Origin of the sequence: Halorubrum sp. Hd13 (genome assembly GCF_002252755.1) — an archaeon.
Lineage (GTDB): Archaea > Halobacteriota > Halobacteria > Halobacteriales > Haloferacaceae > Halorubrum.
Window position 1 is genome coordinate 60357 of the sequence record NZ_NHOY01000121.1, and the last position, 22223, is coordinate 82579.

Below are 22223 nucleotides of genomic sequence, written 5' to 3' on the forward strand. Positions count from 1 at the left end.
TGGAACCGTCCGCCCGCGACCGAAACGGTCGTGAGTCGCCGCACGCTAGCCGACCCATGACGAAGTGGTTCCACAGCGGTCGCCGTCGCGACCTCTGCGCGCTGCTGTACGAAGCCGGCGAGCTGCGGGCGCAGTCGCTGAAGAACCGGTTGGAGAACCACTACGACGAACGCATCGATCCCGGCTCCTTCTACGCGACGCTCCGTTCGCTGGTGGAGTCGGGCTTCCTCGACCGCCGCACCGAGGGGATCGCCGACGTGTACGCCCTGACCGACGCGGGGGAGCGTGCGCTCCTCGACCACTACGAGTGGCTCTCCGAGCGCGTCGGCGTCCCGAGAGCGACAGAGCGGGCGAGACCGGAATCGGCCCAGGGGGAGAGACCGGAATCGGTCGCGGGGGCGGCCCCGGACGACGACGCCGACCTCAAGGATTAACAACATCGGCGGCGTGGGTTAATACATGACTGTCGTCAGCGTCTCGATGCCGGAGGAGTTGCTCGATCGGATCGACGGGTTCGCGGACGAACACGGCTACACGGGGCGCAGCGAGGTCGTTCGCGAGGCTTCGCGGAACCTCCTCGGCGAGTTCGAGGACGCCAAGCTGGAGGACAGGGAGCTGATGGCGGTGGTGACGGTCCTGTTCGACTACGAGACCACGAGCGTCGAAGAGCGGATGATGCGGCTCCGCCACGAGCACGAGGGGCTCGTCGCCTCCAACTTCCACAACCACGTCGGCTCTCGCTACTGCATGGAGCTGTTCGTGCTGGAGGGTCGCTTAGACGAGATATCCGCGTTCGTCGGAAAGATCCGGGCGACGAAGGACACGCTCACCGTCGACTACAGCGTGACGCCGGTGGACGAGTTCGGCGCCGACGCCGTCGCCGAGGCGACCCCCGACGACGTCGGTCGCGAGCGCGGCGAGGGATCGGGGCACGGCCACGGCGAGGGATCGGGGCACGGCCACGGCGACGAGTAGTCGGCGTCCGCGCGCGAGCGCGACTCACCCGTCGAGGACGACGCCGACGAGCGGGACCGCCACCCCGACGGCGTAGCCGGCGAGGTGCGCGAACACGTTGCTGCCGAACGGGACGATGACCAGCGACCCGATCACCCCGGCGGCGGCGACGCTCGCGCCGGTGACGTACAGCAGCTCCCGCTCGGGGGGCAGGTCGAGCCCGACCACCCGCGGGCGGCCGACGCCGACGTAGAGCCCGGCGGCGACGAGGGCCGCGCAGAGCGCGAACAGGGACCCGACGGCCGGTAGGGACGGGAAGTAGCCGACGCCGCTCGGGGCGAGGTACGCGAGCGCGAGCGACCCGAGCGCGGCGACGACCGCCCAGCGGGCGTCGACGCCGACCGCCGGGGCGGCGGACCCGTCGCCGTCGGCCTCGGTCGGTCCGTCGCTCTCGTCGCCGGTCGCCTCCGTCGCCAGCGCGGCGAACCAGACGACGACCAAATAGCCGAGGATCGCGCTGTTCAGGTCCGAGAAGCCGGCTGTCGGGGCGTTCGTCAGGCCGCCGAGCGCGACGATAGTCGCCCACGCGGACGCGAGCGGGACGACCGCCAGGTAGACCGCGGCGATCCCGAGCAGCCGCCCGCGCCACCCCGCGACGACCGAGAGGGGGTACGCGACCGCGACGAGCAGCCAGTAGTTGACGAGGTTGTCGAGGAGGTGCCCGGGGCTCGCGTGGACGAAGCTCGACGCGAACGCGGTCCAGAGCGCCCACCGGCTCTCGAAGACGCCGCCGGTCGCGAGCGAGAGCCGCCAGGCGTCGGTCCCCGGCGTGAGGCTCACGGCGACGAGCAGCGCCGGCAACGGAACGGCGAGGAGGAAGAGGTCCCGCGGGGGCTGCGTCCGGACCGCCGCGCGGACGCTGGCGAGGAGTTCGCGGAGAGTGGGCGGTTCGGGCGCGGAGTCGCCGTCGCTCGCCGGACCGCCGCCGTCCGAGCGTCCCGGGCCCCTCTCGGCGCTCATCGCTCAGGGCGTCGCGGGCCGCACCGTCTCCAGCGCCGCCGCGAAGTCGTCGCTCGTGATCCCGACCTCGTCGGCGTGGTCGTTCGCGGCCGCGCCGTGCTCGTCGGCGACGCGCTCGATGGCGACCAGCGCGGCCTCGCGGCACAGCGAGGCGATCTCGGCGCCCGAGTACCCCTCGGTCTCGTCGGCGAGGTGCTCCAGGTCGACCCCCTCCACGAGCGGCTTCTCGCGGGTGTGGACGTCGAGGATCTTCCGGCGCGCCTCGCGGTCGGGCTCGGGCACCTCGATGTGGGTCTCCAGTCGCCCCGGCCTGAGCAGGGCCGGATCGAGCGCGTTCCGCCGGTTCGTCGCCGCGAGCACGACGAGGTTCGGGTTGTCGCTGGCGCGGTCGAGCTCCGTCAGGAGCTGGGAGACGACGCGCTCGCCGACGCCGGAGCCGTCCCCGCCGGCACCGTCGCGGTCGGCCGCGATGGCGTCGATCTCGTCGAAGAAGACGATCACGGGGGCCGCCTGTCGGGCGCGGTCGAACAGGTCGCGGACCGCCTTCTCGGACTCGCCGACGTACCGGTCGAGCAGCTCCGGGCCGGCGACCTGTATGAAGTTGACGCCGCTCTCGCCGGCGATCGCCCGTGCGAGCAGCGTCTTCCCGGTGCCCGGGGGGCCGTGCAGCAGGACGCCCGTCGGCGGGTCGGCGTCGGCGGCGTCGAACAGCGGGCCGTACGTCAGCGGCCACGTGACGGCGCGCTCTAACTTCTCTTTGGCCTCCGGCAACCCCCCGACGTCGGTAAAGTCGGTGGTCGGCTGCTCGGCGACGTACTCCCGCATCGCGCTCGGTTCGACGTTAGCGTGAGCGGCCTCGAAGTCGGCCTTCGAGACGGTCACGTCGTCGAGCGCCCGCTCGTCCGACTCGCGGGCGCGGCGCAGCGCCGTCATCGCCGCCTCCTGCGCGAGCCCCTCGATGTCGGCGCCGACGAAGCCGTGCGTCCGGCTCGCGATCTGGTCTAACTCAACGTCGTCGGCGAGGGGCATCCGGCGCGTGTGGACGTCGAGGATCTGTCGCCGGCCGGCCTCGCCGGGGACGCCGATCTCGATCTCGCGGTCGAACCGGCCGCCGCGTCGGAGCGCGGGATCGAGGGTGTCGACCCGGTTCGTCGCCCCGATGACGATCACGTCGCCGCGGGCGTCGAGCCCGTCCATCAGCGAGAGCAGCTGGCCGACGACGCGGTTCTCCACGTCGCCGCCGTCGTCGCGCTTGCCCGCGATCGAGTCGATCTCGTCGAAGAAAATGATCGCCGGGGCGGCCTTGCGGGCCTCATCGAATTTATCTCGGAGCTTCTCCTCACTTTCCCCTTTATACTTCGACATGATCTCCGGCCCGTCGACGGTGACGAACTCGGCGTCGACCTCGTTGGCCACGGCGCGGGCGATCAGCGTCTTCCCCGTGCCCGGCGGGCCGTGCAGCAGGACCCCCTTCGGCGGGTCGATGCCGAGCCGAGTGAACACCTCGGGCTCGGAGAGGGGGAGCTCGATCGTCTCGCGCACCAGCTCCAGCTCCTCGTCGAGCCCGCCGATGTCCTCGTAGGTCGCGCCCGCGGTGTGCTCGGCGGGCGGGGTGCTCTCGCCGCCGGCGGGGGGCGTCCGGGAGCCCGGCGTCGCGCCGCCCGAGCCGACCGACCCGCCGGTCTGTCGGCGGTCCGGGTCGCTCCGGTCGCCCCGGTCGGCGTCGGTTCGGCCGCGAGCGCCGTCGCGGCCCTCGGAGCGCGCGGGACCGTCGCCCTCGCCGTCCCCGTACGTCACCGAGACGTCGGTCCGGTTCGTCACGCGCACCGTGCCGGCCGGGCTCGTCTCGGCGACGACGAACCGGAGCCCGCCGAGCCGCTCGACGTGGACCGCCTCGCCCTCGGTGACGGGGCGGTCGCGGAGGTCGCGGGAGAGCGCGCGCTCGACCACCTCGCGGCTCACGTCGACGTCGGCGAGCCGCGCGGGCGCGGCGAGGGCGACGCGGTCGGCGTCCTCGACGGTGACTGGCGCGACGGTGACGGCGTCGCCGACCTTCACGCCGGCGTTCGCGCGGGTGTCGGCGTCGATGAGGACTGAGCCGTCCGTCGCGTCGGGGCCGCCGGGCCACACCTTCGCGACCGCGACGCGGTCGCCGCGGATCTCGACGGTGTCGCCGCTGAGGAGGCCGAGCCGCTTCCGGGCGGGTTCGGGGAGCCTGGCTATCCCCCGGCCCGCGTCCCGCTTCTCGGCGGCACGCACCGTGAGCCGGAGGCCTGCGGTGTCGTTCATGGGTCCCGTACTCGCCGATCGCCCTTTACCCTTGTCCGGGCGGTGGCGACGAGCGCCGTCGCCGACCGGATCGCCCCGCCGTCGACCCGTCCGCCGACCGCAACCCCCTTACCTCGTCCGGGCCCGCCTTCGGGTATGCAACCGACAGGGCACCTGCGCGGCGACGCGGTCCGGGTCGCCGGCGACGCCCGCCAGCGGTTCTACGACTCCCGGGGGTACGGCCGGCCGCTCGACGGGAACGAGATCGCGCTCTCGCGCGTCGAGGCGGCCCACCTCCTCTTCCGCGGCGACCTCTCCGGCGTCGCCCTTTCGCCCGACGCCGACCCGGTCGGATTCGAGCGGTTCTTCGTCGAGAGCGCGGCCGCCGCCGACCGGTTCGCGGTGCGCTACCTCGTCTACTCGGACCTCCGCGACCGCGGCTTCTACCTCTCGCCCGCCCGGGACCCCTGGCCCGGCGGGACCGCGGCCGTGCCCGACGCAGTCGACTTCGTCGCCTACGAGCGCGGCTCGACGCCCGACACGGGGAACGTGGAGTACCCGGTGCAGGTCGTCGGCGAGCGCGAGTCCCTGCCCGCCTCCGGGCTCGCCGGCCGCACCCTCGCGGTCGTCGACGAGGAGTCCGACATCACCTACTTCGCGGCGACCGCGGGCCGGATCGAGGGCGCGACCGACTACGAGCCCCCGGAGCGCCTCGACGGGGTCCTCCTCTCGGACCGCGTCGTCGTCTGGGACGCCCCCGATCCCCTCTACGAGCGCGGCTTCTACGGCCAGCCGCTCACCGGCCGCGCGGCGGCGGTCGAGGGGGCGCTCCAGCTCTCCCTGGTCGAGGCCGCGTCGCTCGCCGCCGACGGCGTCCTGTCGCTGTCGGCGTCGGTGGGGGCGGCGGGAGCGAGCTCCGGCGGCGGCACCGCGGACGGGACGGCGCCGGACGGCCCCGCGGCCGCGGTCGTCGCCCGCGGCCGCGACGTCGAGGGCGAGCGGTTCGACCGCCGGCTCGCCGTGTACAGGCGCCTCCGCGCGGCCGACGCCGTCCCGAAGACCGGCTTCAAGTTCGGCGCCGACTTCCGGACGTACCTCGACGTGGAGACGGTCGAGGACCTGCCGCACTCCGAGCACCTCGTGCGGGTCGTCGACGCCGACCACCGGTTCTCGCCCCGCGAGCTCTCGCTCGACGTGCGGCTCGCGGGCGGCGTCCGCAAGGAGATGGTGTTCGCGCTGACGGCGGCGGGCAACGAGGACCGGGTGGCGGCCGGCGACGCGAGCGAGGCCGCGGCCGCCGCCGAAGTGGAGTGGCTCTCGATCGTCCGTCTGACTCCCTGAGCGCCCCCCGGGAACCGGTGTCGCGTCGATCTCTGGCGTCCGTCCGGGTCCTCCTCGACCGGACCCACGCACCGAGCCGGGACCGCCGACGGGCCCGAAAGCCGACGCCGATCACCGGAGGATTAACACCGGGACGTCACGCTCGTCGACGATGTACTCGCCGATGGGGCCGAAGATCCGGTCGCCGAGGTCTCGCTCCGTTTCGCCCAAGACGATGAGGTCGTACCCCCGAGCCGCCTGACTCAGTTCGAAGGCCACGTCGGTTCCCGTCCGGACGGTCCGGTTGATCCGCATCTCCGGAACGCCGGCGTCGGCGAGCGCCGACGCCGTTTGCTTCAGGATCCGCTGGCCCTCCGATTCGCCATCCGGGTCGTCGGGGTCGGCGATGTGGACGAGATCGACCGACAGCAGTTCGTCCTCCGCGACGATGTCGAGCAGCGTGGCCTTCCGCTCCGCGTTCGGCAGACTGCGGGCCGCTATCAGCACTTTCCCGAGCGTGTTCGCCGCTCCGGGGAGGAGGATCGCGTCGACGGCGTCTCGCTCGACGATCTGTTGTCGCGCCGCCACTCGGTCGTGACCGAACACGAGGTCGTGGTCGGCGCGGACGCCCTCCCGCTCGAACCGCTCGGCTATCTCTTCGAGCTCCGACGTGAATTCGTCCCCGCGTTCGGCCCGCGCCTCCTCGGGCGATTCCCCGTCGTCGAGGTGGTAGAAGCCGACCACCTCGGCGTCCGGATATTTGAAGCCCTTGAGGAAGCCCGTCGTCGGGACGTCGGGGTCGGGGAATTCGACGAACACGAGAACGTTCGGGTGCTCCATATTTGGCCATACAGATTCGATCCGGTAATAATTTTGTGTGAAAAAACGAGAAGGTCGTTGTGTTTGTCCTTCAAAAGAACTCTTAACCGTATTAGATGAGCGTTCGGATCGCATGGCTGGATGGGGCCAGGTCGGCCGGGACGGCGCAGGCGACCGGCTCCGTCCGAGCGAACCGAGCGGAACCGTTTTCCGACGCCTGACTCTCTTGCCGCCCATGAGCGAGTACTCCGTGTTCCCCTCCGACTCGGACGCCTACGACATCTCCACCGTCGACCTCAGCGACGACCGCTACGAGGTGAAGCAGTCGGCGATCCGGAACAAGTACACCGTTCGCGACGGGGCCGGAAACGTCGTCTTACGCGGGAAACAGAAGATGTTCAAGCTGAAAGAGGAGTTCCCGTTCGTCACCGGCGACGGCGACGACGCCTTCTCGGTGAAGGCGGGCGGCGTCATCGACATCGGCGGCAGCTACGCGATCGTCGACTCCGGCACCGGCGAGGAGGTCGTCGTCCTCGACGAGGACTACTCGCTGTTCGTCGAGAACTGGACGATCCGCGACCCCGAGACGGGGGAGGCGCTGGCGACCATCAAGTCGAAGAGCAAGCCGATGGCGGCGCTCCGGCATCTGATCTCGGTCGCGAACCTCGTCCCGAACAAGTACGAGATATTCGACGCCGACGGCGGCCACGTCGGCGACATCGAAGGGAAGTTCTCGCTGCGGGACGCCTACACGGTCACCATCGACGACGCGAGCGACGTGCCGAAGGAGGCGGTCGTCGCCGCCGCGTGCATCCTCGACGCCTTAGAGAACCAGTAGCCGCCCGGCGACCGGGGTCGCTCGGGCGGTCGTGCGAACCGCGTCGGAACCGTCGTCACCACGCCGTCCGGAGAGGAAAGAGCTATACTCGGATGCGCCGAGCGTCCGCCCATGCAACTGCCCGAGTCGTTCGACCGGTCGCTGGCCCTCCGGCAGTCGACCGTGTACGTCGCGGCGTTCTGCGCTGTCTTCGCCGCCGTATCGTACGTCGCCGAGGGGAGTATTCCGCTCGGCGTGGCGACCGGGTTCGTGATGGCGGCCGTCACGATCGGCTACTACGCGTGGAACGGGGAGCTCGGCGTCCCCCCACAGCGAGGCTGAGTCCGCCCCGGCGCCCCTTCCGCGGCGACCGAGACGCGACGCGCCGCCTACTCCCCGCCCAGCTTCGACTCGCCGACCGCGTCGTGGCCCTCGATGACCTCGGTGCCGCCCATGTACGGGCGGAGCGCCTCGGGGACGGTGACGGTGCCGTCGTCGTTCTGGTAGTACTCCAGGATGGCGACGACGATCCGCGGGACCGCGAGCCCGGAGCCGTTCAACGTGTGGAGGTGCTCCGCCGACTCGTGGTGCTCCTCGCGGTAGCGGATCCCGGCGCGGCGCGCCTGGAAGTCCTCGAAGTTGGAGACCGAGGAGACCTCCAGCCAGCGGCCGCCCTCGGCGGGGCCCTCGTCCATGTCGTCGGCGGGCGCCCACACCTCGATATCGTACTTCTTCGCCTGCGTGAACCCGAGGTCGCCGGTGCACATCTCCAAGATGCGGTAGGGGAGTTCGAGGCGGCGCAGCACCTCCTCGGCCTCGTCGACGAGGCCGTCGAAGCGCTCATCGCTCTCCTCGGGCCGGACGAAGTTCACCATCTCCACCTTGTTGAACTGGTGGACGCGGACGATCCCGCGCGTCTCGGTGCCGTGCTCGCCCGCCTCCTGCCGGAAGTTCGGCGTGTACGCCTGGTACTTCAGCGGGAGGTCCTCACCGAGCAGGATCTCGTCGCGGTGGAGGTTCGTGACGGGCACCTCCGCCGTCGGGAGCAGCCAGAGGTCGTCGTCGTCGTACGCCTCCTCGTTCGACCCCTCGACCCGGTAGGCGTCCTCGGTGAACTTCGGGAGCTGTCCGGTGCCGCGCATCGACGCCGAATTGACGGGAATCGGCGGGAACACGTCCTCGTACCCCTGCTCGCGGTGGACGTCCAGCATGAACTGGATCAGCGCGTGCTCCAGCCGGGCGCCGTCGCCCTTCGCGACGTAGAAGCCGGCGCCGGCGACCTTCGCGCCGCGCTCGAAGTCGAGGATCTCCAGCTCCTCGCCGAGGTCGTAGTGAGGTTCCACGTCGTCGGGGAGCTCCCGGAGGTCGTCGAACCCCTCGCGGCGGCGCTCGACGTTCTCCGACTCGTCGGCGCCGACGGGGACGGAGTCCTGCGGGACCTGGGGGAGTTCGAGCAGCGACGCCTCCAGTTCCGTCTCCAGCTCTTCGGCGCGATCCTCGACGTCCTGGAGTTCGGCCTTCAGCTCCTGGGAGCGCTCTATCGCCTCTTGGGCCGCCTCCTCCTCGCCGCGCTGTTTGAGCTCGCCGATCGTCGAGGAAACCTCGTTGCGCTCGTGGCGCAGGTCGTCCCCGCGCTGTTTCAGCTCCCGCCACTCCTCGTCGACGTCGAGTATCCGGTCGAGGTCCACGTCGACGCCCTTGTTGGCTAGCGCCTCGCGGACGACCTCTGGGTTCTCCCGGACGAACTGTCGAGACAGCATTTGTCGGGGATTCCGCGGGACGACCCAAAACCGTATCGGAGCGTCGGCATCGGTTGGCACGGATCGCGGGAGCGGCCTCGACGGAGGGTCCCCGAGGGCGGAGCTCGCGGGGGCGAACGGCGGCGGTCGGCGTCTCAGGGGATGAACGCGAAGTTCGCGACCACCATGAGGAGCGCGAGTCCGGCGACGACGACGCCCATGATCCGCATCAGCAAAATCCGCGTCTCGCTCGGCTCGATCCGCGTCGTCCCGTCGGGACCGTGGGCCTGCCAGCTCGTCATCCGGCGGGGAAACGCGGCCATCGCCAGCGCGCCGACGGCGACGAGGAGGGGGACGGCGACGAAGAACAGTCGGAAGGGTGCGGGGAACATGTCGGAGAACTGTCCCACGGCTCATCAAAATCTTACGGTTTCGACGGACGCGCCGTCAGTACCCGCCCGGCAGCGCCATGCCGACCGCGAGCGCGACCAGCGGCACCGCGGCGACGACCGCGTACCACAGCCCGGCGGCGACGAGGAGCGCCCACGTGGAGGGGCCGTACCCGGTCGGGTCCCAGTCCACGCCGAGCCGCGGGAGCCCGGCCGCGGCGACCGCCGGGGCGACGAAGCCGACGACGATCCCGCCGAACAGCGCGGTGTCGAGGAACCCCTCGCTCCAGCCGGGACCGGCCTCGCCGACGAGCGCGACGGTGAGGACGACGCCGGCGAGGTACGGGACCGAGAGCGCGAGCGCGACGCCGACGTACGAGGGGACCGGCCGCCCCGCCGGCGGGAGCGTGCGGAACAGCGCGCGGAACCGCGCCGAGAGCAGGAAGGGGGTCCAGCAGACGGCGGCGACGAGTCCGGGGAGGGCGAACAGCGCGATCAGTGAGAGCCAGGCGATCAGCGTGTCGACGACCGCGGGGACGCCGGCGACGCCGAGGGGACCGAGGGCCATGAGCGGACTCTCGGCGGACGTGTCAAACGCTTTGTGGTGGCGCGGATCACCACGGTTTAAGCGTCGGGCCGCGAGCGCGTACCCATGCTCATCTCCGGTGCGGAGCTCGCCGACGGGCGGGTCCGCGACGTCCGTGTTCGAGACGGAACCGTCGACGCGGTCGAGCCGACGAACGCGGGGCTCGACCCGGACCCCGGCGAGCGCGTCGTCGACGCGCGCGGGCGACACCTCCTGCCCGGCGCCGTCGACGCCCACGTCCACTTCCGCGAACCGGGCGGGAGCCACAAGGAGACGTGGGCCTCCGGCTCGCGGAGCGCGGCCGCGGGCGGCGTGACCACCGTCGTCGACCAGCCGAACACCTCGCCGCCGACCGTCGACGGCGACGCCTTCGACGGGAAGGCCGACCTCGCCGCCGACTCGCTCGTCGACTACGGGATCAACGGCGGCGTCACCGCCGACTGGGACCCGGAGAGCCTCTTCGAACGGCCCCTGTTCGCGCTCGGCGAGGTGTTCCTCGCGGACTCGACCGGCGACATGGGGATCGCCGTCGACCTGTTCGAGGAGGCGCTCGCCGAGGCGGCCGCCCGCGACGTCCCCGTCACGGTCCACGCGGAGGACGAGACGCTGTTCGACGACGGCGCGCTCGCCGGCGACCTCGGCGGCGTCGGCACCGCGGCCGACGCCGACGCGTGGTCCGCCTACCGGACCGCCGAGGCGGAGGTCGCCGCGGTCGAGCGCGCCCTCGGCGCGGCCGCCGAGAGCGACGCGCAGGTCCACATCGCCCACACGTCGACGCCGGAGGGGATCGACGCGGTCGTCGCGGCCCGGGAGTCCGAGACGGGCGACGACGCGGACGCGACGGCGGGCGCCGCTCCTCCCACCTGCGAGGTCACCCCGCACCACCTGTTCCTCTCGCGCGAGAACGCCGGCCGACTCGGCACGTTCGGCCGCATGAACCCGCCGCTCCGCTCCGAGGAGCGTCGGGCCGGGGTGTTCGAGCGCCTCCGCGACGGCGACGTCGACGTCGTCGCCACCGACCACGCGCCCCACACCGTCGCGGAGAAGCGGCAGGGCCTCGCGGAGGCGGCGAGCGGCGTCCCGGGCGTGGAGACGCTGTACCCGCTCCTCTTGGAGTCCGTGCGCAAGGGGGAGCTGACGCTGGAACGCGTCCGCGACGTCGTCGCCGCCAACCCAGCGTCGATCTTCGGGGTCGAGGCCAAGGGGCGAGTCGCCGAGGGCGCCGACGCCGACCTCGTCCTCGTCGACCTGACGAACCCGCGCGAGATCGAGGCGGGAGCGCTTCACAGCGCCTGCGGCTGGACGCCGTTCGAGGGGTTGCAGGGCGTCTTCCCGGAGCTGACGCTCGTCCGCGGCGAGGTCGTCTACGAGCGCGACCCCGTGACGGGCGCGGAGTCGTTCGGCGAGGCGGCCGGGCGGAACGTCCGAGTGTCGTAGTTCGGCCAGTCGCGGTTCGGACAGCCGCAGTCCGGGAGTCGCAGTTCGGACAGCCGCAGTCCGGGAGTCGTCGTCCGAGAGACGCGGTCCGAACGGGCGCCGGACCGACCGGGACCGGACGTGTACGGCCGGTGCCGCCCGGCGGAACGCATATGCCGTTGCTATCCTAAGCGGGGCCATATCGATGGTCGTGGGTAGCCTTGGCACGGGAGGCGATAGCGAGACCGGCGTACCGACGGATGATATCGGACGACTCGGTCGGGGCGCCGCGGAAGGGACCCCGACATGACTGACGCCGCGGAGACCGGTCCGGCAGGCGTCGACGCCGACGGAACGGGAGAGCCTGAGCGTCCCCCGATGGCGCTCGACGAGGTCGCCGCGCTCGCGGAGCGCGTCGTCGACAACGTCGAGGCGGTGATCGTCGGGAAGCGGGCGGCGATCGAGCACGTCGTGGTCACGGTCCTCGCCCGCGGGCACCTCCTCGTGGAGGACGTGCCTGGCGTCGGGAAGACGACGCTCGCGAAGGCGGTGTCGCGCTCGATCGACGGCTCGTTCAAGCGCGTCCAGTTCACCCCGGACCTCCTCCCCGCCGACGTCACCGGCGTCAACGTGTTCAACCAGCGCACGGACGAGTTCGAGTTCCAGCCCGGACCCGTGTTCGCCAACGTCGTCCTCGGCGACGAGATCAACCGGGCGCCGCCGAAGACGCAGTCGGCCCTGCTGGAGGCGATGGAGGAGGGACAGGTGACGACCGACGGGGAGACGCGGGCCCTCCCGGACCCGTTCTGCGTGATCGCCACCCAGAACGACGTCGAGCCCGGGCAGACGTACGAGCTCCCGGTGGCGGAGGTCGACCGGTTCACGAAGAAGATCCGGCTCGGCTACCCGAGCACCGAGGAGGAGGCCGAGATCATCGGCCGGATGGCGGGCGACCACCCCGTCGACGCCGTGGAGCCGGTCGCGTCGATCGAGGAGGTCCGGCGCGCCCGGGTCGCCGTCGCCGACGTCGACGCGACAGAACCCGTCCGCGAGTACGTCGCGCGGCTGGCGACGTACACGCGGCAGAACGCCCGGCTCGGGGTCAGTCCGCGGGGGAGCCTCGCGCTGCTCCGGACCGCGCAGGCGCGGGCCGCGCTCGACGGCCGCGGGTACGTGATTCCCGACGACGTCCAGACCGAGGCGCCGACCGTGTTCGCGCACCGCGTCCGCTCCGACTCCGGGACCGACGGGGAACAGGTGGTCGAAGACGCGCTGAACCGGACGAGCGTGGAGTGATCTCTCGTGCCGTCGCCGACCCTCACCCGCCGGGGCCGCGTCGTCGTCGCGGTCTGCGTCGTCGGCGTCGGCATGGCGCTGGCCGCGAGCGGGCGGTCGATCGAGGCGGTCGTCCTGCCGAGCGCCGTCGCGCTCGCGGCCGGGTACGTCCAGCTCGCCCGGATCGAGGAGCCGGCGGCCAGGCGGAGCCTCCCGCCGGAAGGGTTCGTCGGCGAGACCGGCGAGGTGCGGCTCTCGTTCCACTCCCGGGGGGCGGGCGAGCTGTCGCCGACGTACGTCGCCGACGTCGCCGACGCGCTCGACGACGGGCTGGAGGGGCCGACGGAGCCGGTCCGCACCTCCGTCGGCGACGCGCCGGCGACGTACCGCGTCCGCTACCTGCGCCGGGGCGAGCGGGAGTTCGGCCCCGTCACGGTGACCGCGAGCGACGTCTTCGGGCTCTTCGAGCGGCAGGCGGTGATCGAGTCGTTCGACGCGACCCTCGCGTACCCGGCGTGCCGCGAGATCCCGACGTGGTTCCGCCGGGCGCTGTACGCCGACGACGCCGTCGGAGCGAGCCGGCGGCGAGAGGAGTTCGACCGCCTGCGCGAGTACGCGCGGGGCGACCCCCTCCGCGACGTCCACTGGCCCGCGACCGCGAAGCACGGCGAGATCGTGGTGAAGGCGTTCGCCGCGGAGACCGAGCGCGGCCGCGTGGCGATCGCCGGCGAGGCCGGAGGCGAAGGCGCGGGGACGGCGAGGGAAACCGAACGCGGGAGCGACCGAAATCCCGCCGACGACCTCGCGAGCGCGGCCGCCAGCCTCGCGCTCGCGCTGCTTGACGACGGCGTGCCGGTGGACCTGACGCTCCCCAACGGCGAGGTCTCGGCGGACCCGGGCGCGCGGGGGCGACGGGCGGTGCTCGAACTGGCCGCGCGGACGCGTCCCGGCACGGTCGGCGACGACGAGGCTGACGTGCGCGTCGTCGCCGACGAGCGCGGCGCCCGGTACCGCGTCGGCGACCGGGCGGTCGCGTTCGACGAAGTGGCCGGGGCGACGGTCCGCGGGGCGGGCGACGGCGAGACGAGCGTCGACGAGGCGGCGACCGGTCCCCCGGACGACGGCTCCGGCGCTGCGGTCGCCGACGACGGCGGGGCCGGAGAGACCGCGCCCGGCGGGGCGCCGTCCGCGGACCGGAGCGAGGTGATCGGCCGATGAGGGGCCGCCCGCTCGGCGGCGAGAGCGGGTCGGACGACGGGGAGAGCCCCGGCGACGGCGACCTCCGCGGGCGGCTGCGGGCGGTCGTCGACCCGCCGGTCCTCGGCGTCGCGGTCGTCACCGCCGCGTACCTTTCGGTGTTCCTCGCCGCGACCGACGTCGTCGGCGGGTCGACGCGGGCCGCGGTCGCGGTCGCGGTCGCCGGCGCCGCGGGCTTCCTCCTCGCGCGGTACGTCGGCGAGCGCGCGGCGCTCCGCCTGACGGTCGTCCTGTTCGCCGCGACGCTGGCGGGGTACTACTTCGCGATCCCCGAGAGTCAGCGCGCGCTGTTCTCGGTCCGGCGCGTCGCGATCGACGTGGTCTCGCTGTTGACCGGGCTCTCCATCCTCCGCCTCGCGCTCGCCGACGTCTGGGTCCTCGCGGTCGCGCCGGTGCCGACGTTCCTCGTCGGCTACCTCGTCGGCCGCGGGCGACACGTCGCGGCCGCCGGCGCCGCGGGCGGCACGCTGGCCTTCCTCGTGCTCACCGGCGACGCGGGCGGGACGACCACGCTCGTCGGCGTCGTCGGCGTCGCGCTCGCCGCCGGCCTCTCGACGCTGTCGATGCCGGGCGGGATCCGGGACCACGGCGACACCCTCGCCGCGGTCTTGGCGGCGATGGTCCTCGTGAGCGCGACGCTCACCCTGCTGCCGGCCGGCGCGGCCCAGCCCTGGGGGATCGACCGCGGCACCCCGACGCTGGAGTCGTCGATCGAGGCGGACGACGAGGTCGAGGTCGTCGGCCCGACGCGGCTCTCGCCCGAGGTGCGCTACACGATCGAGAGTCCGGTGGCGGCGAACTGGCACGCCGGCGCCTACGACACCTACACCGGGGACGGCTGGGTGCGGTCCGGCGAGCAGTCGCCGCTCGACGGACCGCTCGACGGGCCCCCGGGCAACGCGACTCAAGTGAACGTCACGATCACCGCCGAGACGGAGTCGCCGTCGCTGCCGGCGCCGTGGCAGGCGGTCGACGTGCGGGGGCCCGCCGCCCAGACCGCACGGGTGGACGAGCACGGGACGCTCCGGCTCGCCGAGCCGCTGGGAGCGGGCGAGTCGGTCACGGTCGAGAGCCGTGTGCCCGACGCCGACCCCGCCGCGCTCCGGAGCGCGGGCACCGACTACGACCCCGCGATCGAGGAGCGGTACACCCAGCTCCCCGAGAGCACCCCCGACCGCGTCGGAGAGCGCACCGAGGAGATCATCGCGGCGTCGAACGCGGAGACCCCGTACGACCGGGCCGTCGCGGTCGAGCGCTACCTGCGCGAGGAGTACGAGTACTCGCTGACCGTCCGGAAGCCCGACGGCGACGTGGCCGACGCGTTCCTCTTCGAGATGGACGCCGGCTACTGCGTCTACTTCGCGACGACGATGACCGCGATGCTGCGATCGCAGGGGATCCCGGCGCAGTTCGTCACCGGCTACTCGGAGGGCGAGCGGATCGGCGAGGACCGGTACGTCGTCCGCGGCCAGGACGCCCACGCGTGGGTCAAGGCGTACTTCCCGGGCCACGGCTGGGTCACCTTCGACCCGACGCCCGCGGCCGAGCGCGAGGAGACCCGGACCGCGCGCCTCGCCGACGCGCGCGCCGCGGGCGACGAGGACGTGGACGTCCCGGCCTCCGAACCCGCTCGGGGCGCGCCGTCGATCGTCCCCGAGGCCGGCGTCAATGACCCGTCGTCGACGACGGCCGACGTGCCGAACGACAGCAACGGGACGGCGGCGACCGGCGGCGACGCGGCCGACGCCGCCGCGCCCGGCGACACCGCGGTCGGAGCGAGACAGGAGGGACTCACCCGCGGCGCCGTCGGCGGCGAGGCGCGGCCGAGCGGGGACGGCTCCCCGATCCCGTCGCGCGAGACCGTCGCCTACTGGCTGGTCGCGGCCGTCATCGGCGTCACCGGCGCCCGCCGTTTCGGCGTCGGCAGGCGCGCGCGCCGCGCCGCGCGCCTCCGCCTTCCGTGGGTCAGTTCCGATCCGGCCACGGACGCCCGGCGCGCGTTCGCCGACCTCGAGTACCTGCTCGGCCGTCGCTACCGCGAGCGGCGCGCCGGGGAGACCCCGCGGGCCTACCTCGACGCGCTCCGGCTCCGCGGCCTCGACGAGCGGGCGCTCGCCGTCGGGGAGACGTACGAGCGGGCGACGTACGCCGGGACGGTGACGCGCGCGGAGGCGGACGAGGCGCGCCGGACCGTTCGGCGGCTCGCGTTGGAGGCGACGCCGGTTCTCGGGCGGCTGTTCGACTGAGGCGGCCGAGCGGCGCCGACCCCCATTCGCGTGCTCGATCCGGTCGCTGGCCCGAAAGAACGGGCGACGGACGTCCGACGCGGCCGCACTCCCGACACTATTTAATACGGTCACCCTGTAAGTTCGGCTGTAATGTCGGAAGTCTGCTCGACGTGCGGACTGCCCCAGGAACTCTGCGTCTGCGAGGACGTCGCGAAGGAGTCCCAGCAGATCAGCATCCGCATCGACGAGCGCAGGTACGGTAAGGAGGTAACGGTCATCGAAGGATTCGACCCGAAAGACGTCGACCTGAGTTCCCTCTCGTCGGATCTCAAGTCGAAGTTCGCCTGCGGCGGCACCGTCGAGGACGGCGCCATCGAGCTGCAGGGGAACCACTCGGGCCGCGTGGAGGACTTCCTCCGCGACAAGGGCTTCAACGTCGCGTGACCGTCACCTGACCGTCCGCCGTCGAGCGATACACGGATTCGGTTCTTCGAACGACCCCGTCCGACGAGCCGCGGCGCCGTGAGCCGAGGCGCTCTCCGACCGGCCTTTTAAACGAGGAGCGCCGCCCGGCCGACGACGAACGCGGCCGCCGCGAGGAAGGTGCCGTACTTGAATCGCCGTTGCGCGCTCGTCGGGTCGGCGAACCCCTCGTAGCAGGCGTACAGCATGACCGCGTCGGCGACGGCGACGAGCAGGAGGTAGACGCCGCCGAAGGTGCCCGTGAAGTACGGGACCGGGCTCGCCGCGACGGCGACGAGGAGCGCGCCGGTGCCGATCCAGAGGGCGCGGTCCTCGCCGACCGCGATCGGGAGCGTGCGGAGCCCCTCCTCGCGGTCGCCGGCCACGTCCTCGACGTCTTTGATCACCTCGCGGGTGAACGTCGAGAGCCCGGCCAGGAGCGCGAGGACGGCGACGGCCGCCGGCTCCCCGACCGCGGCGCCGCCGAACAGGAACGTCGAGCCGACGAGGTAGGAGACGAGGGCGTTGCCGAGCCCCGGTGTCCCCTTAAATACCGTCGTGTAGGTGACGAGCGCGACGAGGTTGACCGCGGCGATGGCGATCGCCAGCGGCGGCAGGAGGGCCGCGAACGCGACGGCGACGAGGAACCAGACGGCGGCGACGCCGAGCGCCCCCCGCGCCGAGACGGCGCCGCGCGGGATCGGGCGGTCGGGCCGATTGACGGCGTCGATGTCGCGGTCGAAGTAGTCGTTGATCGCGTTGCCCGCGGCGACCGCGAACGCGGTGACGACCGCGGCGACGGCCGTGGGGACGACGGCGCCCGCGGCGCCGGCGACGAACGCGCCCGTCCCCGTGAGGACCGCGGCGGCGACGCAGTTCGCCGGCCGCGCCAGCTCCGCGACCCCGCGCGCTGTGTCGTTCACGTCGTCTCGCATCACCGCGGCGCGGCACATAAACGACCCGGGATTCGAGTCGGGGGTCGCGGCGGCCGGAGGCCGTAGCGGGCTCGGGCCACCGCGGGTGCCCGCGGCGCGGCCGCGATTCTCTCGGCTCGGAATCGGCCACGAACGTTTATGAAGTGTGCAATGATACGGACGTGTATGGCTAAAGGCCTGGACGTCGGCACGATGAACATCCTCTCCGGACGACAGGAAGGCGCGGAGACGGTGTTCGTACAGCAGCGGAACTCGTTCGTCGAGATCGAGTACAGCGACATGGCAGAGCAGATGCTCTCTCGCAGCGACGTCCTCCACATCCGCAAGGACGACAAGGTGTACGTCGTCGGCGACGACGCGCTCAACTTCGCGAACATCTTCAACAAGGAGACGCGTCGCCCGATGCAACACGGAATCTTATCCAGCGACGAGGCCTCCGCGATCCCGATGATCAAGCTCATCACCGAGCAGGTGGTCGGCGAGCCCTCGAAGCCGAACGAGCGCCTCTTCTACTCCAGCCCGGCCGACCCGATCGACTCCGGGCTCACGACGCTGTACCACGAGAAGACGCTGGAGTCGATGCTCGGCGACATGGGGTACGACCCCGAGCCGATCAACGAGGGGATGGCGGTCATCTACTCCGAGCTCGCGGACAACAACTTCACCGGGCTCGGGATCAGCTTCGGCGCGGGGATGACCAACGTCTGTCTCGCCTACTACGCGGTGCCCGTCATGAAGTTCTCCATCGCCCGCGGTGGCGACTGGATCGACGAGCAGACGTCGCAGGCCACGGGGACGCCCGTCGACAAGGTGACGAGCATCAAGGAGGACGACTTCGAGCTCGACTTCCGCACCGACGTCGGCGGCGTCGAGGGCGCGCTCGCCATCTACTACGAGAACCTGCTCGACTACGTCATCGAGAACATCAGCCGCGAGGTCGACGAGGAGGACGTCGAGGAGGGGCTCGACGTCCCCGTCGTCGTCACCGGCGGCACCTCCAGCCCGAACGGGTTCAAGGACCTGTTCGCCGACCACCTCGAGGACGCGAGCATCCCGTTCTCGATCAGCGGCGTGCGCTCGGCCGAGGAGCCGATGTACAGCGTCGCCAGCGGCGCGCTGGTCGCGGCCCGCTCCGAGGAGGGCGAGGCGGCCGACGAGCGCGCAGGGGAGCCCGCGGCGGAGGAAGCCGCGCCCGAGTCGGAGGACTGAGCGAACGCTTCCCCGGCTCCGAGAACTGACCGGACCGTCCCGGCTCCGAGCTACCCTCGCCGTCCGCCCCCGCCGCGCGGTCCCGCTTTTTTGATCCGTGAGGACGCGCCGAACGCCTAAGCCGACGGCCGACCGATCGACCGCATGGTCGAAGTCGCGGGTGACGACGGCGACCGACGGCTCCGCGTCGACCTCGAGGTCGACCCGTCCGACGAGTGGGACTGCCCGATCGTCTCGCAGTCGGAACGCGCGTCCGACGTCACCGTCAACGCGGTCGGCGACGAGTGTACGGTCGAAGTGCAACCGCCGGGCGAGGAGGGGATCCGCCGCGCGCGCGGCCAGATCAGCGAGGACTGCCTCTGTCGCGTCTTCCAGGAGTTCGGCTACGTCCCCCGCGTGCGACGGGTCGACGAGGGGACGGTGTCGGTCACGACGTACGTCGACGACCGCGACGCCGTCCGCGAAGTGGTCGCGACGCTCAGGGAGACGCTCGACCGCGTGCGGCTGCTCCGGCTCGCCGTGGTCGCGGGTCCCGAACCGACCGAGCAGGCGACCGTCGACCTCTCCGCGCTCACCCCGAAGCAGCGCGAGGGGATGGAGCTCGCCGTCGTCCGCGGCTACTTCGACGACGCCGCCGACGTCTCCCTCGGCGAGCTCGCCGGCGAGCTGGAGATCAGCAAGTCGGCGCTCTCGCAGCGGCTCCGGTCCGCGCAGGCGAAGCTCGTCACGGACGCCTTCGAGGGAGTCGACGACTGACCGCCGATCACCGAGGGGTTCCCGAGTCCCGTCGGGTCAGTCCGCCGCCGATTCGCCGCGGATCCGCCGTAACGCCTCCGCGCCGTCGCGCTCCGCCTCCGTGAGGTAACACTTCGGATCGGGCGCGAACGGGTCGCCGTGCGCCGAGAGGGCGCGGAGCCGCGAGCCGCCCCGACAGACCTCCTTGTACGCGCAGTCCGCGCACCGCCCGGTGAGCCGTTCCTCGCGGTCGCGGAGCCCGGCGAGGAGCGGGTTCGACTCGTCCGACCAGATCGCGCCGAACGAGCGGTCCCGGACGTTGCCGGGGGAGTACCCCTGCCAGAACTGCGTGAGGTGGACGTTGCCGACGGGGTCGACGTCGGCGACGCGCTCGCCGGTCGGGTCGCCGCCGTTGCGCCGCAGGTGCTCGTGGATGAGCCGGGCGCGGTCCGTGCCGATCTCCCGGTCGGCGTACTCGACGAGGTGACCGGCGTCGGCGTAGTTGCCGACGAGCAGCGTCTCGATCTCCTCGCCCGCGGCGTGGTACTCGCGGGTGAGGTCACAGAGGTCCGTGACCGCCTTCCGGGTCGCCTCCGGGCTCAGGTCCACGTCCGCGATCTCGGCGCCCCGCCCGCCGTAGTCGAGGTGGTAGAAGCAGAAGCGGTCGACGCCGACGTCGACGAGGAGGTCGACGACGCCCGCGAGGTCGTCGACGTTGTGCTCGGTGATCGTGTAGCGAAGCCCGGTCTTGAGCCCGACGTCGAGACAGGCCTCGATCCCGCGGACGGCGGCGTCGAACGCCCCCTCCTCTCCCCGGATCCGGTCGTTGCGCTCGGGGAGCCCGTCGACGGAGACGCCGGCGTACTTGAGTCCCGCCGCCTTCAGCTCTCGGGCGTTCTCGCGGGTGAGCAGGGTCCCGTTCGTCGAGAGGACGGGTCGGATCCCGGCGTCGTCGGCGTACGAGACGAGCTCCGCGAGGTCCTCGCGGACGAGCGGCTCCCCGCCGGAGAAGAGGAGCACCGGGACGCCGAACTCGGCGAGGTCGTCGATGAGCGCCTTCCCCTCCGCCGTCGACAGCTCGTTCGGCGCCCCCTCCCGATCGGCCGCGGCGTAGCAGTGTTCGCAGTAGAGGTTACACCGCTTCGTCGTGTTCCAGACGACGACCGGGCGGCGCTGCTTGTCATCGGTTATCTGCGGCTTCTTCGAGTCCCCCGCGGCGTCGTACCGGAGCCCGTCGCTCTCGGCGTCGAGCCCGCAGAGGAGCTTGCTGACGGAGATCATCGGTCTCCCTCCGGGACCGTCTCGTCCTCGCGTGCGGGGTCCGAGTCGTTCTCGACCGGTGCGCTGCCGCAGGCGACGGTGGGCGTCCCCTCGGTCTCCTCGTACACGCGCGGTTCGTCGCTCGCGTCGTCACGTGAGGCCGACTCGTCGCCGGACCGCTCGTCCGCCGCCAGCGACTCGGCGGAGTAGCGGTGCGTCTCCTCGGCGGGGCAGACCCACACGTCGCGGGCGTACCAGGCGAAGAGCTTGCTCGCCTCCTCGTGAGCGACGTCCGGCGTCGGCGCCGCGACGGTGCCGACGTGACGGAGCGGATCCGCCTCTTCCTCCCGGACGAACACCTCGAAGCGCCGGCCGTCCGCCGAGCGTGGGCCCCCCGCTCCGGCGGTTCGGTCCGTCTTCTCGACCATACTCGGCGTACGAACGACCCCCCGAACTCGGTTTCGCGCGTTCTCACGGGGGCGAAACCCGCCCGAACACGTTCGGACACCAGAAAAATAAACCGCATGAAGATATAGCAAACCGCGATTTGCGGTCGACTCCGCGGGCGCGGCGCGCACAGATTCGCCCGCGATCGCTGGATTCGGCCGCGAAGCTCGAAATCGAGCGCAGACGCGTCGCGGCGGCGGAGCGCTGGGGGCGAGGCCACCTGTTATGTCCGACAGTCACCTACGGGCCCCCATGCGCGAACTCGTCTTCGCCCTCGAGTACGAACCGGGGCGCAACAGGGTGGCCGACGCGCTCGCCGCCCACCCCGGGGCGCGGGTGCGGTCGCTGTCGCTGCACGCCACCGACGACCACCTCTGGCGGGTCGACCACGCCACGGGCGCGCCGGACGCGCTCGCGGCCGTCGAGGCCGCCTTCACCGACGGCGACTACTACGCCGACTGCCTCGCGACGGAGGACTGCGGCGCGACCCAGACCACCCGCGTCCTCGACCGGACCGACGACACGCTCGTGCTGTACACCGACTGGGAGCCCACGCCCGTCTGCGCGTCCGTCCCGCACATCGCCCGCGACCACCTCGGCGACGGCGTGCTGTTCGAGACCCGCCACGAGGGGCGCCACTACACCTGGCGGCTCATCCACTCCGGCGAGGGCGACGTGGGGGCCTTCTTCGACGCCCTCCGGACCGCCGTCGGCGACGCCGCCCGCACGGAGCTACTCAGGACGGCGCACACCTCGGCGGGCGACGAGACGCGGGGCGACGCGGACGGCGTCGGGCTCTCCCCGGAGCAGGAGGCCGCGCTCAGGGCCGCGGTCGAGCACGGCTACTACGAGTCGCCGCGGGCGGTCGACGCCGGGGAGCTCGCGGCCCACCTCGACGTGCCGCGCTCGACGCTCACCTACCGGCTCCGTCGGGCCGAGGAGCGCCTGGCGAAGGCGCACGTCGCCCGGTCGGTCGCGGGCGACGGCGCCCCCGCGTCGTTCGATTGACCGTGCCGCCGCCGTCGATCGGCGCCAGTTGGAAATATCCAAACAAGGCTTATCGATATGAGGGCCCTCTCTCGACGTA

The 22223-nt window shown here is 72.2% G+C and carries 22 protein-coding genes; 13 read left to right on the top strand and 9 right to left on the bottom strand.

The annotated features are described in order from the left end of the window. The first annotated feature begins 56 nt into the window (after positions 1–56). Together DJ81_RS17125 and DJ81_RS17130 are read left to right on the top strand one after the other, a co-directional pair. The gene (locus DJ81_RS17125; RefSeq protein WP_249269153.1) at positions 57–434 is read left to right on the top strand and encodes a PadR family transcriptional regulator; all 378 of its coding nucleotides are present in this window, start codon (positions 57–59) and stop codon (positions 432–434) included. Positions 435–459: 25 nt separating this feature from the next. Continuing rightward, entirely contained in the window at positions 460–975 is a 516-nt protein-coding gene (locus DJ81_RS17130; protein WP_241881415.1) for a CopG family ribbon-helix-helix protein, read from the top strand. 24 nt (positions 976–999) lie between these two features. Here the strand turns inward: DJ81_RS17130 and DJ81_RS17135 are convergent, their stop codons facing one another. Further along, entirely contained in the window at positions 1000–1974 is a 975-nt protein-coding gene (locus DJ81_RS17135) for a rhomboid family intramembrane serine protease (protein ID WP_094527160.1), read from the bottom strand. 3 nt (positions 1975–1977) lie between these two features. Further along, the gene (locus tag DJ81_RS17140) at positions 1978–4263 is read right to left on the bottom strand and encodes an AAA family ATPase (RefSeq protein ID WP_094590763.1); all 2286 of its coding nucleotides are present in this window, start codon (positions 4261–4263) and stop codon (positions 1978–1980) included. A gap of 135 nt (positions 4264–4398) precedes the next feature. On the opposite strand from DJ81_RS17140, the gene endA reads away from it, so the two are divergent. Beyond that, positions 4399–5583, top strand: coding sequence for a tRNA-intron lyase (gene endA / locus DJ81_RS17145; RefSeq protein WP_094590765.1), 1185 nt, complete (start codon positions 4399–4401; stop codon positions 5581–5583). 111 nt (positions 5584–5694) lie between these two features. On the opposite strand, the gene DJ81_RS17150 is transcribed toward endA, so the two are convergent. Beyond that, the gene (locus DJ81_RS17150) at positions 5695–6402 is read right to left on the bottom strand and encodes a universal stress protein (RefSeq protein ID WP_170938357.1); all 708 of its coding nucleotides are present in this window, start codon (positions 6400–6402) and stop codon (positions 5695–5697) included. Positions 6403–6616: 214 nt separating this feature from the next. Here DJ81_RS17150 and DJ81_RS17155 point away from each other — a divergent pair, with 214 nt between their 5' ends. Both DJ81_RS17155 and DJ81_RS17160 read left to right on the top strand, forming a co-directional pair. Next, a complete protein-coding gene (locus tag DJ81_RS17155) occupies positions 6617–7219 on the top strand; it encodes an LURP-one-related/scramblase family protein (protein WP_094523612.1) in 603 nt (200 codons plus the stop codon). 111 nt (positions 7220–7330) lie between these two features. Beyond that, positions 7331–7540, top strand: coding sequence for a hypothetical protein (locus DJ81_RS17160; protein WP_094523610.1), 210 nt, complete (start codon positions 7331–7333; stop codon positions 7538–7540). Positions 7541–7587: 47 nt separating this feature from the next. Here the strand turns inward: DJ81_RS17160 and serS are convergent, their stop codons facing one another. From serS to DJ81_RS17175, 3 genes are all read right to left on the bottom strand, one after another. Further along, on the bottom strand, positions 7588–8958 hold the full coding sequence (gene serS, locus DJ81_RS17165) for a serine--tRNA ligase (RefSeq protein WP_094590769.1): 1371 nt from the start codon (positions 8956–8958) through the stop codon (positions 7588–7590). A gap of 134 nt (positions 8959–9092) precedes the next feature. After that, entirely contained in the window at positions 9093–9329 is a 237-nt protein-coding gene (locus tag DJ81_RS17170; protein ID WP_094527164.1) for a hypothetical protein, read from the bottom strand. A 55-nt stretch (positions 9330–9384) separates the two neighbouring features. Continuing rightward, on the bottom strand, positions 9385–9894 hold the full coding sequence (locus DJ81_RS17175) for a hypothetical protein (RefSeq protein WP_094523604.1): 510 nt from the start codon (positions 9892–9894) through the stop codon (positions 9385–9387). An 84-nt stretch (positions 9895–9978) separates the two neighbouring features. Here DJ81_RS17175 and DJ81_RS17180 point away from each other — a divergent pair, with 84 nt between their 5' ends. The 5 genes from DJ81_RS17180 (at position 9979) to yciH (ending at position 16532) form a co-directional block, all read left to right on the top strand. Then, positions 9979–11349 carry a dihydroorotase gene (locus DJ81_RS17180; protein WP_094590772.1) on the top strand — a complete coding sequence of 457 codons (1371 nt, stop codon included), beginning with the start codon at positions 9979–9981 and terminating at the stop codon, positions 11347–11349. Between the two features lie 285 nt (positions 11350–11634). Next, positions 11635–12624, top strand: a complete 990-nt coding sequence (locus tag DJ81_RS17185) for a MoxR family ATPase (RefSeq protein WP_094523598.1) — start codon at positions 11635–11637, stop codon at positions 12622–12624. Between the two features lie 6 nt (positions 12625–12630). Next, on the top strand, positions 12631–13821 hold the full coding sequence (locus DJ81_RS17190) for a DUF58 domain-containing protein (RefSeq protein ID WP_249269154.1): 1191 nt from the start codon (positions 12631–12633) through the stop codon (positions 13819–13821). Next, positions 13818–16106, top strand: coding sequence for a DUF3488 and DUF4129 domain-containing transglutaminase family protein (locus DJ81_RS17195; RefSeq protein WP_094590774.1), 2289 nt, complete (start codon positions 13818–13820; stop codon positions 16104–16106). Before DJ81_RS17190 ends, DJ81_RS17195 begins: the two co-directional genes overlap by 4 nt. Positions 16107–16238: 132 nt before the next feature. Next, positions 16239–16532 carry a stress response translation initiation inhibitor YciH gene (gene yciH, locus DJ81_RS17200; protein ID WP_004596695.1) on the top strand — a complete coding sequence of 98 codons (294 nt, stop codon included), beginning with the start codon at positions 16239–16241 and terminating at the stop codon, positions 16530–16532. A 107-nt stretch (positions 16533–16639) separates the two neighbouring features. Here yciH and DJ81_RS17205 read toward each other — a convergent pair whose 3' ends face one another. After that, positions 16640–17473: a geranylgeranylglycerol-phosphate geranylgeranyltransferase gene (locus DJ81_RS17205; protein ID WP_094590790.1), complete on the bottom strand. Its 834-nt coding sequence runs from the start codon at positions 17471–17473 to the stop codon at positions 16640–16642. A 177-nt stretch (positions 17474–17650) separates the two neighbouring features. On the opposite strand from DJ81_RS17205, the gene DJ81_RS17210 reads away from it, so the two are divergent. Beyond that, positions 17651–18694, top strand: coding sequence for a cell division protein FtsA (locus tag DJ81_RS17210; protein WP_170938358.1), 1044 nt, complete (start codon positions 17651–17653; stop codon positions 18692–18694). Between the two features lie 144 nt (positions 18695–18838). Further along, positions 18839–19450, top strand: coding sequence for a helix-turn-helix domain-containing protein (locus tag DJ81_RS17215; protein WP_094523592.1), 612 nt, complete (start codon positions 18839–18841; stop codon positions 19448–19450). A gap of 36 nt (positions 19451–19486) precedes the next feature. On the opposite strand, the gene DJ81_RS17220 is transcribed toward DJ81_RS17215, so the two are convergent. Both DJ81_RS17220 and DJ81_RS17225 read right to left on the bottom strand, forming a co-directional pair. Next, positions 19487–20710, bottom strand: a complete 1224-nt coding sequence (locus DJ81_RS17220) for a TIGR04347 family pseudo-SAM/SPASM protein (protein ID WP_094590778.1) — start codon at positions 20708–20710, stop codon at positions 19487–19489. Next, on the bottom strand, positions 20707–21117 hold the full coding sequence (locus DJ81_RS17225; RefSeq protein ID WP_094590780.1) for an Htur_1727 family rSAM-partnered candidate RiPP: 411 nt from the start codon (positions 21115–21117) through the stop codon (positions 20707–20709). The genes DJ81_RS17220 and DJ81_RS17225 overlap by 4 nt, the downstream gene beginning before the upstream one ends. Positions 21118–21388: 271 nt before the next feature. On the opposite strand from DJ81_RS17225, the gene DJ81_RS17230 reads away from it, so the two are divergent. Further along, positions 21389–22144 (top strand): helix-turn-helix domain-containing protein, encoded by a 756-nt coding sequence (locus tag DJ81_RS17230; RefSeq protein WP_094590782.1) that lies wholly within the window; start codon positions 21389–21391, stop codon positions 22142–22144. The last annotated feature ends 79 nt before the right edge of the window (positions 22145–22223 follow it).

Bases quoted from the DNA above. Each gene is read 5' to 3' on its own strand.
- DJ81_RS17125 (WP_249269153.1), top strand. From the start codon at position 57: ATGACGAAGTGGTTCCACAGCGGTCGCCGTCGCGACCTCTGCGCGCTG.
- DJ81_RS17130 (WP_241881415.1), top strand. From the start codon at position 460: ATGACTGTCGTCAGCGTCTCGATGCCGGAGGAGTTGCTCGATCGGATC.
- DJ81_RS17135 (WP_094527160.1), bottom strand. From the start codon at position 1,974: ATGAGCGCCGAGAGGGGCCCGGGACGCTCGGACGGCGGCGGTCCGGCG.
- DJ81_RS17140 (WP_094590763.1), bottom strand. From the start codon at position 4,263: ATGAACGACACCGCAGGCCTCCGGCTCACGGTGCGTGCCGCCGAGAAG.
- endA (WP_094590765.1), top strand. From the start codon at position 4,399: ATGCAACCGACAGGGCACCTGCGCGGCGACGCGGTCCGGGTCGCCGGC.
- DJ81_RS17150 (WP_170938357.1), bottom strand. From the start codon at position 6,402: ATGGAGCACCCGAACGTTCTCGTGTTCGTCGAATTCCCCGACCCCGAC.
- DJ81_RS17155 (WP_094523612.1), top strand. From the start codon at position 6,617: ATGAGCGAGTACTCCGTGTTCCCCTCCGACTCGGACGCCTACGACATC.
- DJ81_RS17160 (WP_094523610.1), top strand. From the start codon at position 7,331: ATGCAACTGCCCGAGTCGTTCGACCGGTCGCTGGCCCTCCGGCAGTCG.
- serS (WP_094590769.1), bottom strand. From the start codon at position 8,958: ATGCTGTCTCGACAGTTCGTCCGGGAGAACCCAGAGGTCGTCCGCGAG.
- DJ81_RS17170 (WP_094527164.1), bottom strand. From the start codon at position 9,329: ATGTTCCCCGCACCCTTCCGACTGTTCTTCGTCGCCGTCCCCCTCCTC.
- DJ81_RS17175 (WP_094523604.1), bottom strand. From the start codon at position 9,894: ATGGCCCTCGGTCCCCTCGGCGTCGCCGGCGTCCCCGCGGTCGTCGAC.
- DJ81_RS17180 (WP_094590772.1), top strand. From the start codon at position 9,979: ATGCTCATCTCCGGTGCGGAGCTCGCCGACGGGCGGGTCCGCGACGTC.
- DJ81_RS17185 (WP_094523598.1), top strand. From the start codon at position 11,635: ATGACTGACGCCGCGGAGACCGGTCCGGCAGGCGTCGACGCCGACGGA.
- DJ81_RS17195 (WP_094590774.1), top strand. From the start codon at position 13,818: ATGAGGGGCCGCCCGCTCGGCGGCGAGAGCGGGTCGGACGACGGGGAG.
- yciH (WP_004596695.1), top strand. From the start codon at position 16,239: ATGTCGGAAGTCTGCTCGACGTGCGGACTGCCCCAGGAACTCTGCGTC.
- DJ81_RS17210 (WP_170938358.1), top strand. From the start codon at position 17,651: ATGGCTAAAGGCCTGGACGTCGGCACGATGAACATCCTCTCCGGACGA.
- DJ81_RS17215 (WP_094523592.1), top strand. From the start codon at position 18,839: ATGGTCGAAGTCGCGGGTGACGACGGCGACCGACGGCTCCGCGTCGAC.
- DJ81_RS17220 (WP_094590778.1), bottom strand. From the start codon at position 20,710: ATGATCTCCGTCAGCAAGCTCCTCTGCGGGCTCGACGCCGAGAGCGAC.
- DJ81_RS17225 (WP_094590780.1), bottom strand. From the start codon at position 21,117: ATGGTCGAGAAGACGGACCGAACCGCCGGAGCGGGGGGCCCACGCTCG.
- DJ81_RS17230 (WP_094590782.1), top strand. From the start codon at position 21,389: ATGCGCGAACTCGTCTTCGCCCTCGAGTACGAACCGGGGCGCAACAGG.